Below are 15,803 nucleotides of genomic sequence, written 5' to 3' on the forward strand. Positions count from 1 at the left end.
GTTAAGGGGATCAATGACCGATCTGGGTCGGGGCTACGGCCCCCAGGGCTCTGAGCCGTGGCACCCCGGTGACCCCGGGTACGTCGGCCAGCAGCCGGTCCCCGGCCAGCAGGACGGCCAGTGGCAGCAGTATCCCCAGCAGGGCGAGCCGGTCCAGCAGTATCCCCAGCAGCAGGGCGAGCCGGTCCAGCAGCCGTACGGAGACGTGCAGCAGCAGGGGTATCAGCAGCAGCAACAGCAGCAGATGCAGCAGATGCCGCAGCAGGGGTACCCGCAGGGGTATCAGCAGCAGGGGTTCCCGGGGGGACAGCAGCAGTACCCCCAGCAGCAGGTGCCCCAGCAGCAGATGCAGCAGGGCTACCCGCAGCAGCAGATGCCGCAGCAGGGGTATCAGCAGCAACAGCAGCAGATGCCGCAGATGCCGCAGCAGGGGTACCCGCAGGGGTATCAGCAGCAGGGGTTCCCGGACGGTCAGCAGCAGCCGGGCATGGCGCAGCAGCAGGGGATGGCACCGCAGCAGCCCCAACAGTCCCAGCAGCCCCAGCAGCTTCAGCAGCCCGGGGCGCAGCAGCAGCCGGGCATCCCGCAGCAGGGCGCGCAGCCCGGGCGGCGGCGTCGCGCGGCGCCGGAACCCGAGCCGGTCGCGCCCGTCAGTGGCCCCGGCCCGGACGGCATCGACTGGGAGGCCGAGGCCGCCGCGCTGGAGGCCGGCGCCGACCCGGTCGGCGGGCACGCGCCCGAGAGCGACGAGTGGGACGGCCACCCGGACGGCTTCCAGGAGGACGGCCGTCACGAGGACGGCCACCACGAGGACGCCGAGTACCGCGACGAGGACGGCCACGTCGAGCAGGAGGGTTTCCTCGGGGAGGAGGACTCCTCCCGCGACGCGCAGAAGAAGCGCAAGGAGAAGGGCAAGAAGTCCGGCCGCCGCAACGGCGGGGCCTGCCTGCTGGTCGCGCTGGTGCTGGTCGGCGCCCTGGGCGGGGCCGGCTGGTGGGGCTACGGCTTCTACCAGGACCACTTCGGCCCGCCGCCGGACTTCACGGGCGAGGGCGGCAGCCCCGTCCAGGTCGAGGTCAAGTCGGGTGCGGTCGGCGGTCAGATCGGTCTGGCCCTGAAGAGCGCAGGCGTGGTCAAGAGCGTCGACGCCTTCAGCAAGGCCTGCGACGCCGAGCCGAAGTGCAAGACCATCCAGCCGGGCTTCTACTCGCTGAAGAAGGAGCTGCCGGCCGCCACCGCGCTGAGCGAACTGCTCAACGGGGCCGGCGGTGCGGGGCTGGTCATCCCGGAGGGCAAGACCGCCGCCGACATCTACACCCTGATCGACGGGAAGCTGAAGCTGCCGCAGGGCACCACGGCGGGTGTCGCCAAGGCCCAGGTCGGGAGTCTCGGCCTGCCGGCGTACGCGAACGGCAACGTCGAGGGCTTCCTCTGGCCGACCCGGTACAACATCGCCGACGGCATGAAGCCCGAGGACCTGCTCAAGCAGATGGTGAAGAACGCCACCGACAAGTACGCGACCCTGGACGCCGACGCGTCCAAGGCCGGCCTCAAGAACGCGTACGAGGTGGTCATCGAGGCGAGCATCCTGCAGCGCGAGGGCAACAACGTCGAGGACTTCGGCAAGATGGCCAGGACCATCCAGAACCGGCTGGCGAGCGATGCCGTGCGCCACACGCTCGGCATGGACACCACGCTGCAGTACTCGCTGGGCCGCAAGGAGCTGGACAAGAAGGACATCAACGACGGGTCCAACAAGTACAACACCTACATCAACCCGGGCCTGCCGCCGACGCCGATCTCCAACCCCGGCGACGACGCGCTCAAGGCGGTGCTCAACCCGGCGGACGGCAAGTGGCTGTACTTCATCGCGATGTCCCCGATCAAGACCCTCTTCGCCGAGACGGACAAGGAGCACGCGGCCAACGTCGAGGCGTACTGCCGGGCGGCGGGTCAGGGCTTCGACAAGGTCGGTCTCCACTGCACCACCAAGTAGCCGCCACCGCACCGCCGTTCACGGAGGAGCAGCGTTGACCAGCAAGCACCGGGCCGCCGTTCTCGGCTCGCCGATCGCCCACTCGCTCTCGCCGGACCTGCACCGGGCCGCCTTCGCGGCGCTCGGGCTGGACGGCTGGCGCTACGACCGCTTCGAGGTCGACGAGGCCGGCCTGCCCGGCTTCCTCGCCGGGCTGGACGAGGCCGAGTGGGCCGGGTTGTCGCTGACCATGCCGCTGAAGCGGGCGATCATCCCGCTGCTGGACGAGGTCAGCGCGACGGCCCGCGCGGTGGACGCGGTGAACACCGTGGTGTTCACCGCCGACGGGCGGCGCACCGGGGACAACACCGACGTCCCCGGGCTGGTGAACGCGCTGCGCGAGCGGGGCATCACCGAGGTGCCGGCCGCGGCCGTGCTGGGTGCCGGGGCCACCGCCTCCTCGGCGCTGGCCGCGCTGGCCCAGGTCTGCACCGGGGAGGTGACCGTCTACGTGCGCAGCGCGGAGCGGGCCCGGGAGATGGCCGAGCTGGGCGAGCGGCTGGGCGTCGCCGTGCGCACCGCCGACTGGGAGCTCGGCGCGCAGGCGCTGGCGCGGCCGCTGACCGTCTCGACCACGCCGGTCGGTGCGACCGACGCGTTCGCCGGGGCGCTGCCCGCCGTGCCGGGGGCGCTGTTCGACGTGCTGTACCACCCGTGGCCGACGGCGCTGGCCGCCGCCTGCGCCGCGCGCGGGGCGACCGTCCTGGGCGGGCTGGACCTGCTGGTGCACCAGGCGGTGCTGCAGAGCGAGGCCTTCACCGGGCGGGCGCCGGGGCCGCTGGCGGCGATGCGCGAGGCGGGCGAGAAGGCCCTCGCCGGGCGCTGAGGCCGTGCCGGTGGCCGGATCGCGCCGACCACCGCCCGGCCGGGTGGCCGGAATCGTGCCGACCACCGTCCCGCCGACTGACCGGTTGCCGTCCGTCACGCGGACTGGGCCTCCGGGTGCCGCCGGGACGTGAAAGGATTCAGGGGAAAAGGCACGCCCGGGCGGGCCCCGGCAGGTGCCGAGGCCGGTCCGCTGATGAAGGAGCTCCGTTGGGTACGTTGCGCTGGCTGACGGCGGGGGAGTCGCACGGCCCCGCACTCGTCGCGACGCTGGAAGGCCTGCCCGCCGGTGTACCGGTCACCACCGCGGTGGTGGCCGACGCGCTGGCGCGCCGCCGGCTCGGTTACGGTCGCGGCGCACGGATGAAGTTCGAGCAGGACGAGGTGACGTTCCTCGGCGGCGTCCGGCACGGCGAGACCATGGGCAGCCCGGTGGCGGTCATGGTCGGTAACACCGAGTGGCCGAAGTGGGAGCAGGTCATGTCGGCCGACCCGGTCGACCCCGAGGTGCTGGCCGGTCTGGCCCGCAACGAGGCGCTCACCCGCCCCCGGCCCGGCCACGCCGACCTGGCCGGCATGCAGAAGTACTCGATCGACGAGGCCCGTCCGATCCTGGAGCGCGCCAGCGCCCGTGAGACGGCCGCCCGGGTCGCGCTCGGTGCCGTCGCCCGCGCGTACCTGAAGGAGACCTGCGGGATCGAGATCGTCAGCCACGTGGTCGAGCTGGCCGCCGCCAAGGCCCCGGCCGGGGTGCTGCCGCTGCCCTCGGACGAGGCGCGGCTGGACGCCGACCCGGTCCGCTGCCTGGACGCCGACGCGTCGAAGGCGATGGTCGCCGAGATCGACCAGGCCCACAAGGACGGCGACACCCTCGGCGGCGTGGTCGAGGTGCTCGCGTACGGCGTGCCGGTGGGTCTGGGCTCGCACGTGCACTGGGACCGCCGGCTGGACGCCCGGCTGGCCGCCGCGCTGATGGGCATCCAGGCGATCAAGGGCGTCGAGGTCGGCGACGGCTTCGAGCTGGCCCGGGTGCCCGGCTCGCAGGCGCACGACGAGATCGTCCCGACCCCCGAGGGCGTCAAGCGCACCTCCGGCCGCTCCGGCGGCACCGAGGGCGGCCTGACCACCGGCGAGGTGCTGCGGGTGCGTGCCGCCATGAAGCCGATCGCCACCGTGCCGCGGGCGCTGCAGACCCTGGACGTGCGCACCGGTGAGCCGGCCAAGGCGCACCACCAGCGCTCGGACGTCTGCGCCGTGCCGGCCGCCGGGATCGTCGCCGAGGCGATGGTCGCGCTGGTGCTGGCCGACGCGGTGAACGAGAAGTTCGGCGGTGACCACGTCTCCGAGACCCGCCGCAACGTGCAGGGCTACCTCGACAACCTGATCATCCGATGACCGTTCCGGTCGTTGTGCTGGTCGGCCCGCCCGGCAGTGGCAAGTCCACCGTCGGGCGGGCCCTGGCCGAGCGTCTGGGCGTCGGCTTCCGGGACACCGACGCCGACATCGAGGCGCTGGCCGGCAAGCCCATCCCGGAGATCTTCGTCGACGAGGGCGAGCCGCACTTCCGCGAGCTGGAGGTCCGGGCCGTGCGCACGGGCGCCACGGAGCACGACGGCGTCCTGGCGCTCGGCGGCGGCGCGGTGATGGCCGAGGCCACCCGCGCCCTGCTGCGCGAGCTGCCGGTCGTCTTCCTGGAGGTCCCGCTGGCGGACGCGGTCAAGCGGGTCGGCCTGGACGCCCCGCGCCCGCTGCTGGCCATCAACCCGCGGGCCCGCTGGCGCGAGCTGATGGAGGCCCGCCGGCCCCTCTACCTGGAGGTGGCCACCGCCGTCGTCGACACCGCCGGCCGCACCCCCGAGCAGGTCGCGGACGCCGTACTGGAAGCACTGGAGCTGAAGACCCCCCATGACTGACCCCATCGTCAGGATTCACGTCGGCGGCAGCGCCGGCCACGACCCGTACGACGTGCTGATCGGGCACCAGCTGCTCGGTGAGCTGTCGGCGCTGATCAGTCCCCCCAGTCTGGGGACGAGAGGGGCCAAGCGGGTCGCGATCATCCACCCCGAGGCGCTGGCCGCCACCGCCGACGCCATCCGCGAGGACCTGCTCGGCGAGGGCTACGAGGCGATCGCGCTCCAGGTGCCCAACGCCGAGGACGCCAAGAGCGCCGAGGTCGCCGCGTACTGCTGGTCGGTGCTCGGGCAGACCGGCTTCACCCGCAGCGACGTCGTCGTCGGCCTCGGTGGCGGCGCCACCACCGACCTGGCGGGCTTCGTCGCCGCCACCTGGCTGCGCGGCGTCCGCTGGATCTCCATGCCCACCACGCTGCTCGGCATGGTCGACGCGGCCGTCGGCGGCAAGACCGGCATCAACATCGCCGAGGGCAAGAACATGGTCGGCGCCTTCCACCCGCCGGTGGGCGTGCTGGCCGACCTCGACACCCTGGCGACCGTGCCCAAGCACGACTACGTCTCCGGCCTCGCCGAGGTCATCAAGTGCGGGTTCATCGCGGACCCGGCCATCCTCGACCTGATCGAGGCCGACCCGGAGGGCGCCAAGACCCCGGACGGCCCGCACACCGTCGAGCTGATCCGCCGCGCCATCCAGGTCAAGGCCGACGTGGTCTCCGGGGACCTCAAGGAGTCCGGCCGGCGCGAGATCCTCAACTACGGCCACACCCTCGGCCACGCCATCGAGCGCAACGAGCGCTACAAGTGGCGGCACGGCGCCGCGATCTCCATCGGCATGGTCTTCGCCGCCGAACTCGGCCGCCTGGCCGGCCGGTTGGACGACGAGACGGCCGACCGGCACCGCACCGTGCTGGCCTCCGTCGGCCTGCCGCTGCGCTACCAGGCGGACGCCTGGCCGAAGCTGCTGGACGCCATGAAGATCGACAAGAAGTCGCGCGGCGACCTGATCCGCTTCATCGTCCTGGACGGCCTCGGCAAGACCTCCGTCCTGGAGGGCCCCGACCCGTCCCTGCTGGTCGCCGCCTACGCGGAGGTCTCGGCGTGACCAGGGTCATGGTGCTCAACGGCCCCAACCTCGGGCGGCTCGGCAGCCGCGAGCCGGACGTCTACGGCGCCACCTCCTACGCCGGGCTGGTCGAGCGCTGCACCGCGCTCGGCAAGGAGTTCGGCTTCGACGTCGAGGTGCACGAGACCAACTCCGAGCAGCAGATGGTGGAGTGGCTGCACGAGGCGGCCGACGGCAAGGTGCCCGTGGTGATCAACCCGGGCGCGTTCACGCACTACTCGTACGCGATGCGGGACGCCGCCTCGCAGCGCACCGCGCCGCTGATCGAGGTGCACATCTCCAACCCGTACGCCCGGGAGGCCTTCCGGCACACCTCGGTGATCGCCGCGGTGGCCTCCGGCACGATCGCGGGATTCGGGCTCGGCTCGTACGAGCTGGCCCTGCGCGCCCTGGCCGAGCAACTCACCACGCGCTGACGCCTGGTCAGCGGCCCGGCGGCGGACTGTGCCCGCCGCCGGGCCGCCGTGTAGTCTCCCCGCTGAGAGGTGTCGGGAGGTGACCGTGACGCAGTACGCCGGGGGTGGGCACGTCCCGCCGCGTCCCGCCGCTCCGCCGGGGCCGCAGCCGTCGGGGGCCGCCGCGCCGCCGCCGGTGCCGCCCGCTCCGGCTCCTGTTCCCGCGCCCGCTCCGGTCGCACCCGCGCCCAGTGCACCGGCCTCCGCCGGGGCCACCGGGCACTTCGTGCTGCCCTCCGGCGCGCCCGTGCAACTCCCCGCCCACCCGCCGCAGCGGCACGCGCCCACCAGCCCGATCGCCGTCCTGCTGATCGGCCCGGCCGGGGCGGGCAAGACCACCGTCGCCCGGTACTGGGCCGAGCGCCGGCCCAGCCCGACCGCGCACATCAGCCTGGACGACGTCCGCGAGTGGGTGCAGTCCGGCTTCGCCAACCCGCAGTCCGGCTGGAACAACGCCTCCGAGGCGCAGTACCGGCTGGCCCGCCGCACCTGCGGCTTCGCCTGCCGCAACTACCTCGCCAACGGCATCTCCTGCATCATCGACGACGCCGTCTTCCCGGACCGCCCGGCCATCGGCCTCGGCGGCTGGAAGCGGCACATCGGTCCCGGCATGATCCCGGTCGTGCTGCTGCCCAGCCTGGACTCCGTGCTGCACCGCAACGCCCGGCGCGGCGGCACCCGGCGGCTCGGCGACGAGGAGGTGGCGCGGATCCACGGCCGGATGGCCGGCTGGTACAACTCCGGGCTGCCGATCATCGACAACTCGTACCTGGACGTGGCCGGCACCGCCGCCGAGCTGGACCGCGTCATCCTGGCCCGGCTGATGGGCATGCCGGTGCGCTGACCCGCGACGATCCGGTGGTGTCGGTGCCGACTGCGATGATGGGCGGGTCCTGATCGAACCACCCCGGGGGAGCTGACGCCCGTGCCGGAAGGCCACATCATCCACCGCCTCGCCGCCGAGAACCGGAAGGCCTTCGGCGGCCGCCCGGTCGAGGTGTCCAGCCCGCAGGGCCGGTTCGCCGACGAGGCCAAGGCCATCGACGGGCAGCTGCTCACCGCGGCCGAAGCCGTCGGCAAGCACCTGTTCCTCGGCTTCGAGGAGGGCGGCTGGGTGCACGTCCACCTCGGCCTCTACGGCGGCTTCGCCTTCGGTACCGGGCCCGCGCCCGAGCCGGTCGGCCTGGTCCGGCTGCGGCTGGCCAACGACGACGGCTACGCCGACCTGCGCGGCCCCAACACCTGCGCGCTGGTCACCGGCGCGGAGAAGGCCGCCGTCGCCGCCCGGCTGGGCCCCGACCCGCTGCGGGCCGACGCCGACCCGCAGGCCGCCTGGCGCCGGATATCGGCCAGCCGGACGACCGTCGCCGCGCTGCTGATGGACCAGAAGGTGCTGGCCGGGGTGGGCAACGTCTACCGGGCCGAGGTGCTGTTCCGCCACGGGATCAACCCGCACCGCGCCGGCCGTGACCTCACCCGGGGCGAGTGGGACGCGATCTGGGCCGACCTGGTCGCCCTGATGCACGAGGGCGTCGGCGCGGGCCGGATCGACACCGTCCGGCCCGAGCACACCCCCGAGGCGATGGGCCGACCGCCGCGCGTCGACGACCACGGCGGCGAGGTGTACGTCTACCGGCGGGCCGCGATGCCCTGTCTGGTCTGCGGCACCGACGTCCGGACGGAACAGCACGCCGCGCGCAACCTCTTCTGGTGCCCCGCCTGCCAGGCGGCCTGACCAGGCCCTGCCCGGCCGGTCAGCCGAAGGCCGCGCCGGGCTCGTGGTGTTCGGCGGCGGCGCACGCGTCGAGGAGGGGGCGCAGGGACTCGTCCACGAGCCGGTAGCGCACGACCCGCCCGTCCTTGTCCCCGGTCACCACGCCCGCGGTGCGGAGCAGCCGCAGGGCCTGGGACACGGCGGGGTCGCGCATGCCGGTGGCCACGGCGAGGTCGGAGACGGCGAGCGGGCCGGCCCGGTGGAGGGCGAGCAGGAGGGCGAGCCGCCCGGGGTCGGCGAGCAGGGAGAACCGCTCGGCCCAGGTGCGGACGTGCGCGGGGTCGCCGATCGCGGCGATGGCCTCGCAGACCCGGTGTCCGTCGATGGTGCGGTGGCCCGCGCGGTCGGCCGGTACGAGATGCATGCGCACATTGTTGCAGCAGGGGGCCTGTGATCCTGGACACCTGCGCAGGTGCGCAGCCTTGCAAGGGTGGGTCCTGGCCCCTACGGTGTTCCCCGCCGTGGTGCTCGGGAAGACCGGTGACGGATCCTCAGGGATCCCAGTCCGGAGCGGCCCTCGCCACTGTGATCGGGCCATCGTGATCGTCGACGATGGAGAGACGTCCGTACCCACGACGCCACTGGGAGCCTCGCGCACCTGGGAAGGCGGGTACGGGACCCCCGTAAGCCAGGAGACCGGCCACGGCATCTCACGAAGTGTTTCCACGAGGTGCTGGAGCGTGACCCGAATGACCCTGCCCGAAACCGCCGCGGCTGCCGAGGCTCCGGCGACACCGTCCGCGCTGCCCACGTTCCGCTGGAAGCGCGAGGACACCGTTCGCACGGCCGGGCTGATGGGGGTGATCCTGGCCATGCACGTGGTGGCCTTCGGGACGCTCGTCTTCCTGGTCGCGCCCCACAACTACGCGGTCGGCACCCAGGTCTTCGGGGTGGGCCTGGGGATCACCGCGTACACCCTCGGCATGCGGCACGCCTTCGACGCCGACCACATCGCGGTGATCGACAACACCACCCGCAAGCTGATGGCGGACGGCAAGCGGCCGGTCTCGGTCGGCTTCTGGTTCGCCCTCGGGCACTCCTCGATGGTGGTGCTGATGGCCGCCCTGGTGGCGGGCGGCGCGCAGCTGGCCAGCACGCTGATGGACGACGACTCGACCACCCACAAGTGGCTCGGGATGGTCGGCACGACGGCCTCCGGCGCGTTCCTCTACCTGATCGGCGCGCTCAACCTGGCCGCGCTGCTCGGCATACTCAAGGTGTTCCGGGCGATGCGGGCCGGGTCGTACGACGAGGCGCAGCTGGAGGAGCACCTCAACTCGCGCGGCTTCATGGCCCGGGTGCTGAACCGGGCGACCCGGTCGATCACCCGGCCCGGGCAGATGTTCCCGGTGGGCATGGTGCTGGGGCTGGGCTTCGACACCGCGACCGAGGTCACCCTGATGGTGATGGCCGGGTCGGGGGCGGCGGCCGGGCTGCCCTGGTACGCGATCGTCTGCCTGCCGCTGCTGTTCGCGGCCGGGATGAGCCTGTTCGACACCCTGGACGGGACGTTCATGAACTTCGCGTACCAGTGGGCCTTCGCCAACCCGGTCCGGAAGGTCTACTACAACCTGACGATCACCGGGCTGTCGATCGCGGTGGCCTTCGTCATCGGCACCATCGAACTGGTCGGCGTGCTGCACGAGAAGCTCGATCTGACCGACCCGGTCACCGGCTGGATCGCGGGCATCTCGCTGGACAACGTCGGCTACGCGATCGCCGGGCTGTTCGTGGTGGTCTGGGCCGCGGCGATCGCCTACTGGAAGCTGGCCCGGGTGGAGAAGCGCTGGGCGGCCGCCGAGTAGCGACGGCTGCGACCGGCGACGGCAGCGGGCGGCGACGGCGCCTCCCCCGGGATCCCGGGGGAGGCGCCGTTCCGTCGCCGCGGGTCGGTGCCGGTCGTCGGGCGGGCGGGGTTCAGCGCTCTTCGCGGAAGTCGACGTGCCGGCGCGCGACCGGGTCGTACTTGCGCAGGACCATCCGGTCCGGGTCGTTGCGGCGGTTCTTGCGGGTCACGTACGTGTAGCCGGTGCCGACGGTGGAGCGGAGCTTGATGACGGGGCGCAGTTCGTTACGGGCCATGGGTGTCCTCCCGGGTTGGCGGGGTGTTCGGGGTCGGGGCGAAACCGTACACCGAAATGGAAGTCATTTTCATCTGGTGTAACGTGAGCTCCGTCCTGCCCATTCCCGGACGCCAGGGAGCACCCATGTCCGCCCACTGCCAACTCACCGGCCGTCGGCCCGGATTCGGCAACGCGATCTCGCACTCGCACCGCCGCACCCGCCGCCGCTTCGACCCCAACATCCAGCACAAGCGCTACTGGCTGCCCGGTGAGGGCCGGTACGTCCGGCTCACCCTCAGCGCCAAGGGCATCCGCACCATCGACACGATCGGCATCGAGGCCGCCGTCGCCCGCATCCGCGCCCGAGGGGGGAAGGCCTGATGGCCAAGCAGAGCAAGATCGCCAAGAACGAGCAGCGCCGTGCCGTCGTGGCCCGGTACGCCGAGCGCCGCGCCGAGCTCAAGCGGATCATCGCCAGTCCCGGCACGGCCCCCGCCGAACGCGCCGCCGCCCAGGCCGAACTCGCCCGCCAGCCCCGCGACGCCAGCGCCACCCGGATCCGCAACCGCGACGCCGTCGACGGCCGCCCCCGCGGCTACCTGCGCGCCTTCGGCCTCTCCCGGGTCAACCTCCGCGTCCACGCCCACGCCGGCCACCTGCCCGGCGTCCGCAAGGCCAGCTGGTGAGCGGCGTGGACGGGATCAAACTGCCCGTGGTGGTCGTGGCCGGACTGCACGCCGACGAACGCCGCGCCGCCGTCCGGGAGTTGGCGGTGGCCGGGGTGGACGCGGTGGTCCTCCACCACGACCTGCGGGAGGCCTCGCAGGGCATCGTCCACCGTGAACTGCGCGACACCGGAGGCGGGTTCGACGCCGCCGACGTCCCGCTGGTGAACGACTGCCCCTGCTGCGCCCTGCGCGAGGACCTGCTGCCGCGACTGCTGCGGATCGCCGACGAGGGCCGGTACGGGCTCGCGATCGTCGAACTGTGGGGCGGCAGCGACCCGCACCCGGCCGTCGAGGTGATCGCCGGGGGAGAGGCGGACGGCCGCCACCTGGAGGACGCCGTCGAACTCGCGGGCGTGGTCACGGCCGTCGACCCGGACCGGCTGGTCGGCGAGCTCTCCGTCTCCGACGACCTGGTGGAGCACGGCGAGCACACCGCCCGCCAGGACCAGCGGACCCGCGCGGAGGCGCTCGCCCACCAGGTCGAGTACGCCACCACCCTCGCCGTCCCGCGCGCGACGGCGCACACGCCCGGGCTCGCGCTGCTCCGCCAGCTCCACCCCACCGCCCGGGTCGTCCGGCTCGGCACCGGCGCGCTCACCCGGGCCGCCCTCGGCGGCTTCGACGTCGCCGCCGCCCGCGACCGGGTCAACCCGGCGATCGCGCTGCTCCCGCAGGAGAGCGACGAGGCCGGCGTCACCACGCTGGTCTGGGAGCGCCGCCGCCCGCTGCACCCCGAGCGGCTGCACCGGGCGCTGGAGCTGCTCGTCCCCGCCGCCCAGCGCAGCCGCGGCCGCTTCTGGCTGGCCAACCGGCCCGACCTGATGCTCGCCTGGGACGCCGCCGGGGCCAATCTCGCCGTCGAGGAGTGCGGGCCCTGGCTCACCTCCCTGCCCGACGCCGCCTGGGAGCTCTACCCGCCCGCCCGCCGGGCCGCCGCCGCCCTCGACTGGCACCCGCTGCACGGCGACCGGGTGCAGCAGCTCAGCTTCACCGCGGAGGGGCTGGACGTCGACGGCGTCACCGGGCTGCTCGACTCCTGTCTGCTCACCGACGCCGAACTCGCCGCCGGCGAACCCGGCTGGAAGGCCCTGCCGGACGCCTTCCGGGACCTGCTCGACCCCGTTCACTGAGGAGCCGTCACTGTGCGTAAGCGACCGAACCCGCCCAAGGCCCGGCCGAACCCGCTGTTCGCGGCCGGCATCGAGTACATCGACTACAAGGACACCGACCTGCTGCGGCGCTTCGTCTCCGACCGCGGCAAGATCCGGAGCCGCCGCGTCACCCGGCTCACCGTCCAGCAGCAGCGCGCCGTGGCCAGGGCCGTCAAGAACGCCCGTGAGACGGCCCTCCTCCCGTACGCCGCCGGCACCACCCGATAGCCACCACACCACCGTCACCACCCGACAAGGAGCCCCCGATGGCCGTCCCCAAGCGCAAGACGTCCCGCAGCAACACCCGGCACCGCCGGGCCCAGTGGAAGGGCAAGGCCCCGAAGCTCGTCCCGATCACCCTCAACGGCCGCGAACTGCTCGTCCCCCAGAACCTGGTCCCCGCCTACCGCCGCGGCCTGATCGACCCGGAAGGGGCGTAGCGACCACGGAGGGGGCGTGCGGGGGCGGGGGCGCGCCCTGTCGGGGGTGCTCGGCGGGCGGATCGGAGTGGGGGTTCGTAGGCTCGACGCATGTCTGATGCGTACGCGGGTCGGCGGGAGCGGGTGAGGGAGCACTGCAGTGCGGCCGGGGCCGATGCGGCGCTGATCACCCGGGCGGCGAACGTGCGGTATCTGACGGGCTGCGCCCCCTGCGGGGCGACGCTGCTGCTGACCCGGGAGCGGGTGCTGCTGGCGGTGCCCGACGATCTGCCGGCGGACGACACCGGGGAGCACCTGATCGCGCCGGACGTCACCCAGGTACCGGTGGCGGCCGCGGCGGACACCGCCCTGGCGGCGACCGCCGCCGCCGCGCGACTGGGCGTGGCGGACCTGGCGGTGGAGGAGCACGACCTGACCGTCAGCCGCCACCGCGCGGTGGCGAGCCTGGCGGAGGGGGCCCGGCTGGCCGACCTGGGGCAGGTGGTCGAGCGGCTGCGGGTGGTCAAGGACGAGCACGAGATCGCCGACCTGCGGATCGCCGCCGAGATCGCCGACCAGGCGCTCGGCGAGCTGCTGGAGTCGATCCTGGTCGGCCGCACCGAACGGCACCTGGCGATGGAGCTGGAACGCCGGATGATCGACCACGGCGCGGACCGGGCGGCCTACCCGGTGTCCGTCGGCACCGGCAGCCACTCCGGCCAGCCCGCCCACCAGCCGACCGACCGCCGCGTGGAGGAGGGCGACTTCCTCACCGTGGTGATGGGCGCCCAGTACCGGGGCTACGGCGTCTCCACCGCCCGGACCTTCGTGATCGGCGCGGCCCCCGCGCCCTGGCAGGTGGAACTGCACCGGCTGGTGTTCCGGGCCCAGCGGGCCGGCCGGGAGGCACTCGGACCGGGCGTGGAGCAGTACGTGCCCGACCGGGCCGCGCGGCAGATCCTGGAGGCGGCCGGCCACACCGAGACCTCCCCGCACCCGGTGGGCCACGGCATCGGGCTGGAGATCCGGGAGGCGCCGCGCCTCGGTCCGTCGGACATGGGTAAACTGGACAGCCGCGTGCCGGTCACCGTCGGCCCAGGGGTCCACCTCCCGGGCAAGGGCGGTGTCCGGATCGAGGACACGCTCGTGGTGCGCCCCCCAGAGGAGGGCGGGCCCGAGTTGCTCACCATCACCACCAAGGAGCTCCTCGCCCTGTGACCGCGGCCGCCCGTCGGCCGTCGGCGGCAGGACGCAAGCCTTGGTTCCTTGACAGCTATATCCAGGAGTAAGTGCGCCCGTGGCTTCCACGAACGATCTCAAGAACGGCATGGTCCTCAAGCTGGAGGGCGGCAAGCTCTGGTCCGTCGTCGAGTTCCAGCACGTCAAGCCCGGCAAGGGCCCGGCCTTCGTGCGCACGAAGCTCAAGGAGGTCCTGACCGGCAAGGTCGTCGACAAGACCTTCAACGCCGGCACCAAGGTCGAGACCGCCAACGTCGACAAGCGCGGCATGCAGTTCTCGTACAAGGACGGCGAGAACTTCGTGTTCATGGACACGGACACCTACGACCAGATCGTGGTCGAGCCGGCCGTCGTCGGCGACGCCTCCAAGTACCTGCTGGAGGGCTTCGAGGCCCTGGTCGCCATGTACGAGGGCGCCCCGCTGTACATCGAGCTCCCGGCCTCCGTCGAGCTGCTGATCTCCCACACCGAGCCGGGCGTCCAGGGCGACCGCTCCACCGGCGGCTCCAAGCCGGCCACGCTGGAGACCGGCGCCGAGATCGCCGTGCCGCTCTTCATCGTCACCGGCGAGAAGATCAAGGTCGACACCCGCGACGGCAGCTACCTCGGCCGGGTGAAGTAAGTCCGTGTCGGCCGCACGTAGCAAGGCCCGTACCCGGGCCTTCCAGATCCTCTTCGAGGCCGACCACCGCGGGGTCGACCCGCAGCGGGTCCTCGCGGACTGGGTGGCTCGCGCCCGCGAGCCGAAGCCCGACGAGGGCACCCCGCAGGTCGGCGAGTACACCATGGAGTTGATCGAGGGGTACGTCCAGCACGCTCGCCGGATCGACGACCTGATCTCGCAGTACGCGGTGGGCTGGACCCTCGACCGGATGCCGATCGTGGACCGCAACGTCCTGCGGCTCGGCGCCTACGAGCTGATCTGGGAGGACGGCGTCCCGGACGCGGTCGTCCTGGACGAGGCCGTGGAGATCGCCAAGGAGTTCTCCACGGACGACTCCCCGGCGTTCGTCAACGGCCTGCTCGCCCGCTTCCTGGAGCTGAAGCCGAGCATCCGCCGGTAGGTCCCGACCACTGGTGGCGGTGAGACCCGCAGTACGGCCGCCGGACCCGGATTCCGGGTCCGGCGGCCGTCGCGCGTTTCACCCGGGCGGCGTAAGGTGGTGCCCTACTCGCCAGTAACTTGGCGTTCGGAAACCCGCAGTGAAGGGCAGGCCACCCCCATGACCACCGCGACCCGCAGCGAGTTCGACCAGGGCATCGCCCTGACCCGGCACCCTGACGAGCCCGGCCGCTACGAGGCCGAACTCGGTGCCGGCTGGCAGATCGGCGGCGGGGTCAACGGCGGGCTGCTGCTCGCCGTCGCCGGACACGCGCTGTCGCTGGAGCACGGCGACCACCCCGACCCGGTGTCGATCAGTGGTTACTACCTGTCCGCCTCCACGCCCGGCCCGGCCACCGTCCGCACCGAGGTGCTGCGCACCGGCCGCGGGCTCTCCACCGGCACCGCCTCGCTCAGCCAGGACGGCGTGGAGCGGCTGCGGGTGGTCGCCAGCCACGGCGACCTCTCCACCGCCGACGGCGAGGTGCGCACCAGCGCCCAGCCGCCGCAGCTGCCGCCGCCGGACCAGTGCATCGGCGTCGAGCACGCGCCCCGGGAGCTGATCGCCCAGGCCGAGCTGCTGGAGCGCTTCGACCTGCGGCTGGACCCGGCCACCATCGGCTGGGCGCTCGGGCAGCCGTCCGGCAACGGGCGGATCCAGGGCTGGTTCCGGCTCGCCGACGGTCGCGATCCCGACCCGCTGCTGCTCCTGCTGGTCGCCGACGCGCTGCCGCCGGTGACCTTCGACCTGGGCATGCCCGGCTGGGCCCCGACCGTCGAACTGACCGTCCACCTGCGGGCCAGGCCGGTCCCGGGCTGGCTGCGGGTCACCCACGCCACGCGCAACGTGGCCGGCGGGTACTTCGAGGAGGACGCCGAGGTCTGGGACTCGTCCGGCCGCCTGGTCGCGCAGTCCCGCCAGCTGGCCCGGGTGCCGCGGACGGCGTGAATCACATCGTCTTACCGTCGGTTACAT

21 protein-coding genes and 1 riboswitch are annotated in these 15,803 nt (G+C 73.0%); of the genes, 18 read left to right on the forward strand and 3 right to left on the reverse strand.

Annotated elements, in window-relative coordinates:
• Window positions 1–10: 10 nt before the first annotated feature.
• Window positions 11–526: a hypothetical protein gene (locus ACIQVZ_RS08995; protein ID WP_402448292.1), complete on the reverse strand. Its 516-nt coding sequence runs from the start codon at window positions 524–526 to the stop codon at window positions 11–13.
• On the opposite strand from ACIQVZ_RS08995, the gene mltG reads away from it, so the two are divergent.
• From mltG to ACIQVZ_RS09035, 8 genes are all read left to right on the forward strand, one after another.
• Entirely contained in the window at window positions 488–1,996 is a 1,509-nt protein-coding gene (gene mltG / locus ACIQVZ_RS09000; RefSeq protein WP_402448295.1) for an endolytic transglycosylase MltG, read from the forward strand. The two genes, ACIQVZ_RS08995 and mltG, sit on opposite strands and share 39 nt — an antisense overlap.
• 34 nt (window positions 1,997–2,030) lie before the next feature.
• Complete coding sequence (locus ACIQVZ_RS09005) at window positions 2,031–2,861, forward strand: shikimate dehydrogenase (protein ID WP_350877859.1); 831 nt, start codon at window positions 2,031–2,033, stop codon at window positions 2,859–2,861.
• Between the two features lie 209 nt (window positions 2,862–3,070).
• Window positions 3,071–4,255: a chorismate synthase gene (gene aroC / locus ACIQVZ_RS09010; protein WP_350877858.1), complete on the forward strand. Its 1,185-nt coding sequence runs from the start codon at window positions 3,071–3,073 to the stop codon at window positions 4,253–4,255.
• Window positions 4,252–4,773: a shikimate kinase gene (locus tag ACIQVZ_RS09015; RefSeq protein WP_350877857.1), complete on the forward strand. Its 522-nt coding sequence runs from the start codon at window positions 4,252–4,254 to the stop codon at window positions 4,771–4,773. The genes aroC and ACIQVZ_RS09015 overlap by 4 nt, the downstream gene beginning before the upstream one ends.
• Entirely contained in the window at window positions 4,766–5,875 is a 1,110-nt protein-coding gene (gene aroB / locus ACIQVZ_RS09020; RefSeq protein ID WP_350877856.1) for a 3-dehydroquinate synthase, read from the forward strand. Before ACIQVZ_RS09015 ends, aroB begins: the two co-directional genes overlap by 8 nt.
• A gap of 8 nt (window positions 5,876–5,883) precedes the next feature.
• On the forward strand, window positions 5,884–6,312 hold the full coding sequence (gene aroQ, locus ACIQVZ_RS09025; RefSeq protein ID WP_402448420.1) for a type II 3-dehydroquinate dehydratase: 429 nt from the start codon (window positions 5,884–5,886) through the stop codon (window positions 6,310–6,312).
• A 79-nt stretch (window positions 6,313–6,391) separates the two neighbouring features.
• The gene (locus ACIQVZ_RS09030) at window positions 6,392–7,195 is read left to right on the forward strand and encodes an AAA family ATPase (protein ID WP_402448298.1); all 804 of its coding nucleotides are present in this window, start codon (window positions 6,392–6,394) and stop codon (window positions 7,193–7,195) included.
• An 81-nt stretch (window positions 7,196–7,276) separates the two neighbouring features.
• Complete coding sequence (locus tag ACIQVZ_RS09035) at window positions 7,277–8,086, forward strand: DNA-formamidopyrimidine glycosylase family protein (protein ID WP_350877854.1); 810 nt, start codon at window positions 7,277–7,279, stop codon at window positions 8,084–8,086.
• A 19-nt stretch (window positions 8,087–8,105) separates the two neighbouring features.
• On the opposite strand, the gene ACIQVZ_RS09040 is transcribed toward ACIQVZ_RS09035, so the two are convergent.
• Entirely contained in the window at window positions 8,106–8,489 is a 384-nt protein-coding gene (locus ACIQVZ_RS09040) for an ArsR/SmtB family transcription factor (RefSeq protein ID WP_402448301.1), read from the reverse strand.
• Window positions 8,490–8,570: 81 nt separating this feature from the next.
• Window positions 8,571–8,785: riboswitch (cobalamin riboswitch) on the forward strand.
• A 29-nt stretch (window positions 8,786–8,814) separates the two neighbouring features.
• Here ACIQVZ_RS09040 and ACIQVZ_RS09045 point away from each other — a divergent pair.
• Window positions 8,815–9,930, forward strand: a complete 1,116-nt coding sequence (locus ACIQVZ_RS09045; RefSeq protein ID WP_402448303.1) for a HoxN/HupN/NixA family nickel/cobalt transporter — start codon at window positions 8,815–8,817, stop codon at window positions 9,928–9,930.
• A 112-nt stretch (window positions 9,931–10,042) separates the two neighbouring features.
• Here the strand turns inward: ACIQVZ_RS09045 and rpmG are convergent, their stop codons facing one another.
• Window positions 10,043–10,207: a 50S ribosomal protein L33 gene (gene rpmG / locus ACIQVZ_RS09050; protein ID WP_402448305.1), complete on the reverse strand. Its 165-nt coding sequence runs from the start codon at window positions 10,205–10,207 to the stop codon at window positions 10,043–10,045.
• 125 nt (window positions 10,208–10,332) lie between these two features.
• Here rpmG and rpmB point away from each other — a divergent pair, with 125 nt between their 5' ends.
• From rpmB to ACIQVZ_RS09095, 9 genes are all read left to right on the forward strand, one after another.
• Window positions 10,333–10,569 carry a 50S ribosomal protein L28 gene (rpmB, locus tag ACIQVZ_RS09055; protein ID WP_402448308.1) on the forward strand — a complete coding sequence of 79 codons (237 nt, stop codon included), beginning with the start codon at window positions 10,333–10,335 and terminating at the stop codon, window positions 10,567–10,569.
• Window positions 10,569–10,874: a 30S ribosomal protein S14 gene (rpsN, locus tag ACIQVZ_RS09060; protein WP_350877849.1), complete on the forward strand. Its 306-nt coding sequence runs from the start codon at window positions 10,569–10,571 to the stop codon at window positions 10,872–10,874. Before rpmB ends, rpsN begins: the two co-directional genes overlap by 1 nt.
• A 5-nt stretch (window positions 10,875–10,879) precedes the next feature.
• Complete coding sequence (locus ACIQVZ_RS09065; RefSeq protein WP_402448310.1) at window positions 10,880–12,046, forward strand: CobW family GTP-binding protein; 1,167 nt, start codon at window positions 10,880–10,882, stop codon at window positions 12,044–12,046.
• A gap of 12 nt (window positions 12,047–12,058) precedes the next feature.
• On the forward strand, window positions 12,059–12,295 hold the full coding sequence (gene rpsR, locus ACIQVZ_RS09070) for a 30S ribosomal protein S18 (protein ID WP_350877847.1): 237 nt from the start codon (window positions 12,059–12,061) through the stop codon (window positions 12,293–12,295).
• 38 nt (window positions 12,296–12,333) lie between these two features.
• Window positions 12,334–12,507, forward strand: coding sequence for a 50S ribosomal protein L32 (gene rpmF / locus ACIQVZ_RS09075; protein ID WP_063346769.1), 174 nt, complete (start codon window positions 12,334–12,336; stop codon window positions 12,505–12,507).
• A 90-nt stretch (window positions 12,508–12,597) separates the two neighbouring features.
• Window positions 12,598–13,704 (forward strand): aminopeptidase P family protein, encoded by a 1,107-nt coding sequence (locus tag ACIQVZ_RS09080; protein WP_350877846.1) that lies wholly within the window; start codon window positions 12,598–12,600, stop codon window positions 13,702–13,704.
• A 79-nt stretch (window positions 13,705–13,783) separates the two neighbouring features.
• Complete coding sequence (gene efp / locus ACIQVZ_RS09085; RefSeq protein WP_402448314.1) at window positions 13,784–14,347, forward strand: elongation factor P; 564 nt, start codon at window positions 13,784–13,786, stop codon at window positions 14,345–14,347.
• Window positions 14,348–14,351: 4 nt separating this feature from the next.
• Entirely contained in the window at window positions 14,352–14,789 is a 438-nt protein-coding gene (gene nusB / locus ACIQVZ_RS09090) for a transcription antitermination factor NusB (RefSeq protein WP_063346766.1), read from the forward strand.
• Window positions 14,790–14,948: 159 nt separating this feature from the next.
• Window positions 14,949–15,776 carry a thioesterase family protein gene (locus ACIQVZ_RS09095; protein WP_402448317.1) on the forward strand — a complete coding sequence of 276 codons (828 nt, stop codon included), beginning with the start codon at window positions 14,949–14,951 and terminating at the stop codon, window positions 15,774–15,776.
• Window positions 15,777–15,803 lie beyond the last annotated feature (27 nt).

This window comes from Kitasatospora sp. NPDC098663, from assembly GCF_044760075.1.
In the GTDB taxonomy this organism is placed as follows: domain Bacteria; phylum Actinomycetota; class Actinomycetes; order Streptomycetales; family Streptomycetaceae; genus Kitasatospora.

Coding starts and splice junctions, on each gene's coding strand:
- aroB (WP_350877856.1), top strand. CDS start 4,766: ATGACTGACCCCATCGTCAGGATTCACGTCGGCGGCAGCGCCGGCCAC.
- mltG (WP_402448295.1), top strand. CDS start 488: ATGGCGCAGCAGCAGGGGATGGCACCGCAGCAGCCCCAACAGTCCCAG.
- rpmB (WP_402448308.1), top strand. CDS start 10,333: ATGTCCGCCCACTGCCAACTCACCGGCCGTCGGCCCGGATTCGGCAAC.
- rpsN (WP_350877849.1), top strand. CDS start 10,569: ATGGCCAAGCAGAGCAAGATCGCCAAGAACGAGCAGCGCCGTGCCGTC.
- ACIQVZ_RS09080 (WP_350877846.1), top strand. CDS start 12,598: ATGTCTGATGCGTACGCGGGTCGGCGGGAGCGGGTGAGGGAGCACTGC.
- ACIQVZ_RS09045 (WP_402448303.1), top strand. CDS start 8,815: ATGACCCTGCCCGAAACCGCCGCGGCTGCCGAGGCTCCGGCGACACCG.
- rpmF (WP_063346769.1), top strand. CDS start 12,334: ATGGCCGTCCCCAAGCGCAAGACGTCCCGCAGCAACACCCGGCACCGC.
- ACIQVZ_RS09095 (WP_402448317.1), top strand. CDS start 14,949: ATGACCACCGCGACCCGCAGCGAGTTCGACCAGGGCATCGCCCTGACC.
- ACIQVZ_RS09040 (WP_402448301.1), bottom strand. CDS start 8,489: ATGCATCTCGTACCGGCCGACCGCGCGGGCCACCGCACCATCGACGGA.
- ACIQVZ_RS09015 (WP_350877857.1), top strand. CDS start 4,252: ATGACCGTTCCGGTCGTTGTGCTGGTCGGCCCGCCCGGCAGTGGCAAG.
- rpmG (WP_402448305.1), bottom strand. CDS start 10,207: ATGGCCCGTAACGAACTGCGCCCCGTCATCAAGCTCCGCTCCACCGTC.
- aroQ (WP_402448420.1), top strand. CDS start 5,884: ATGGTGCTCAACGGCCCCAACCTCGGGCGGCTCGGCAGCCGCGAGCCG.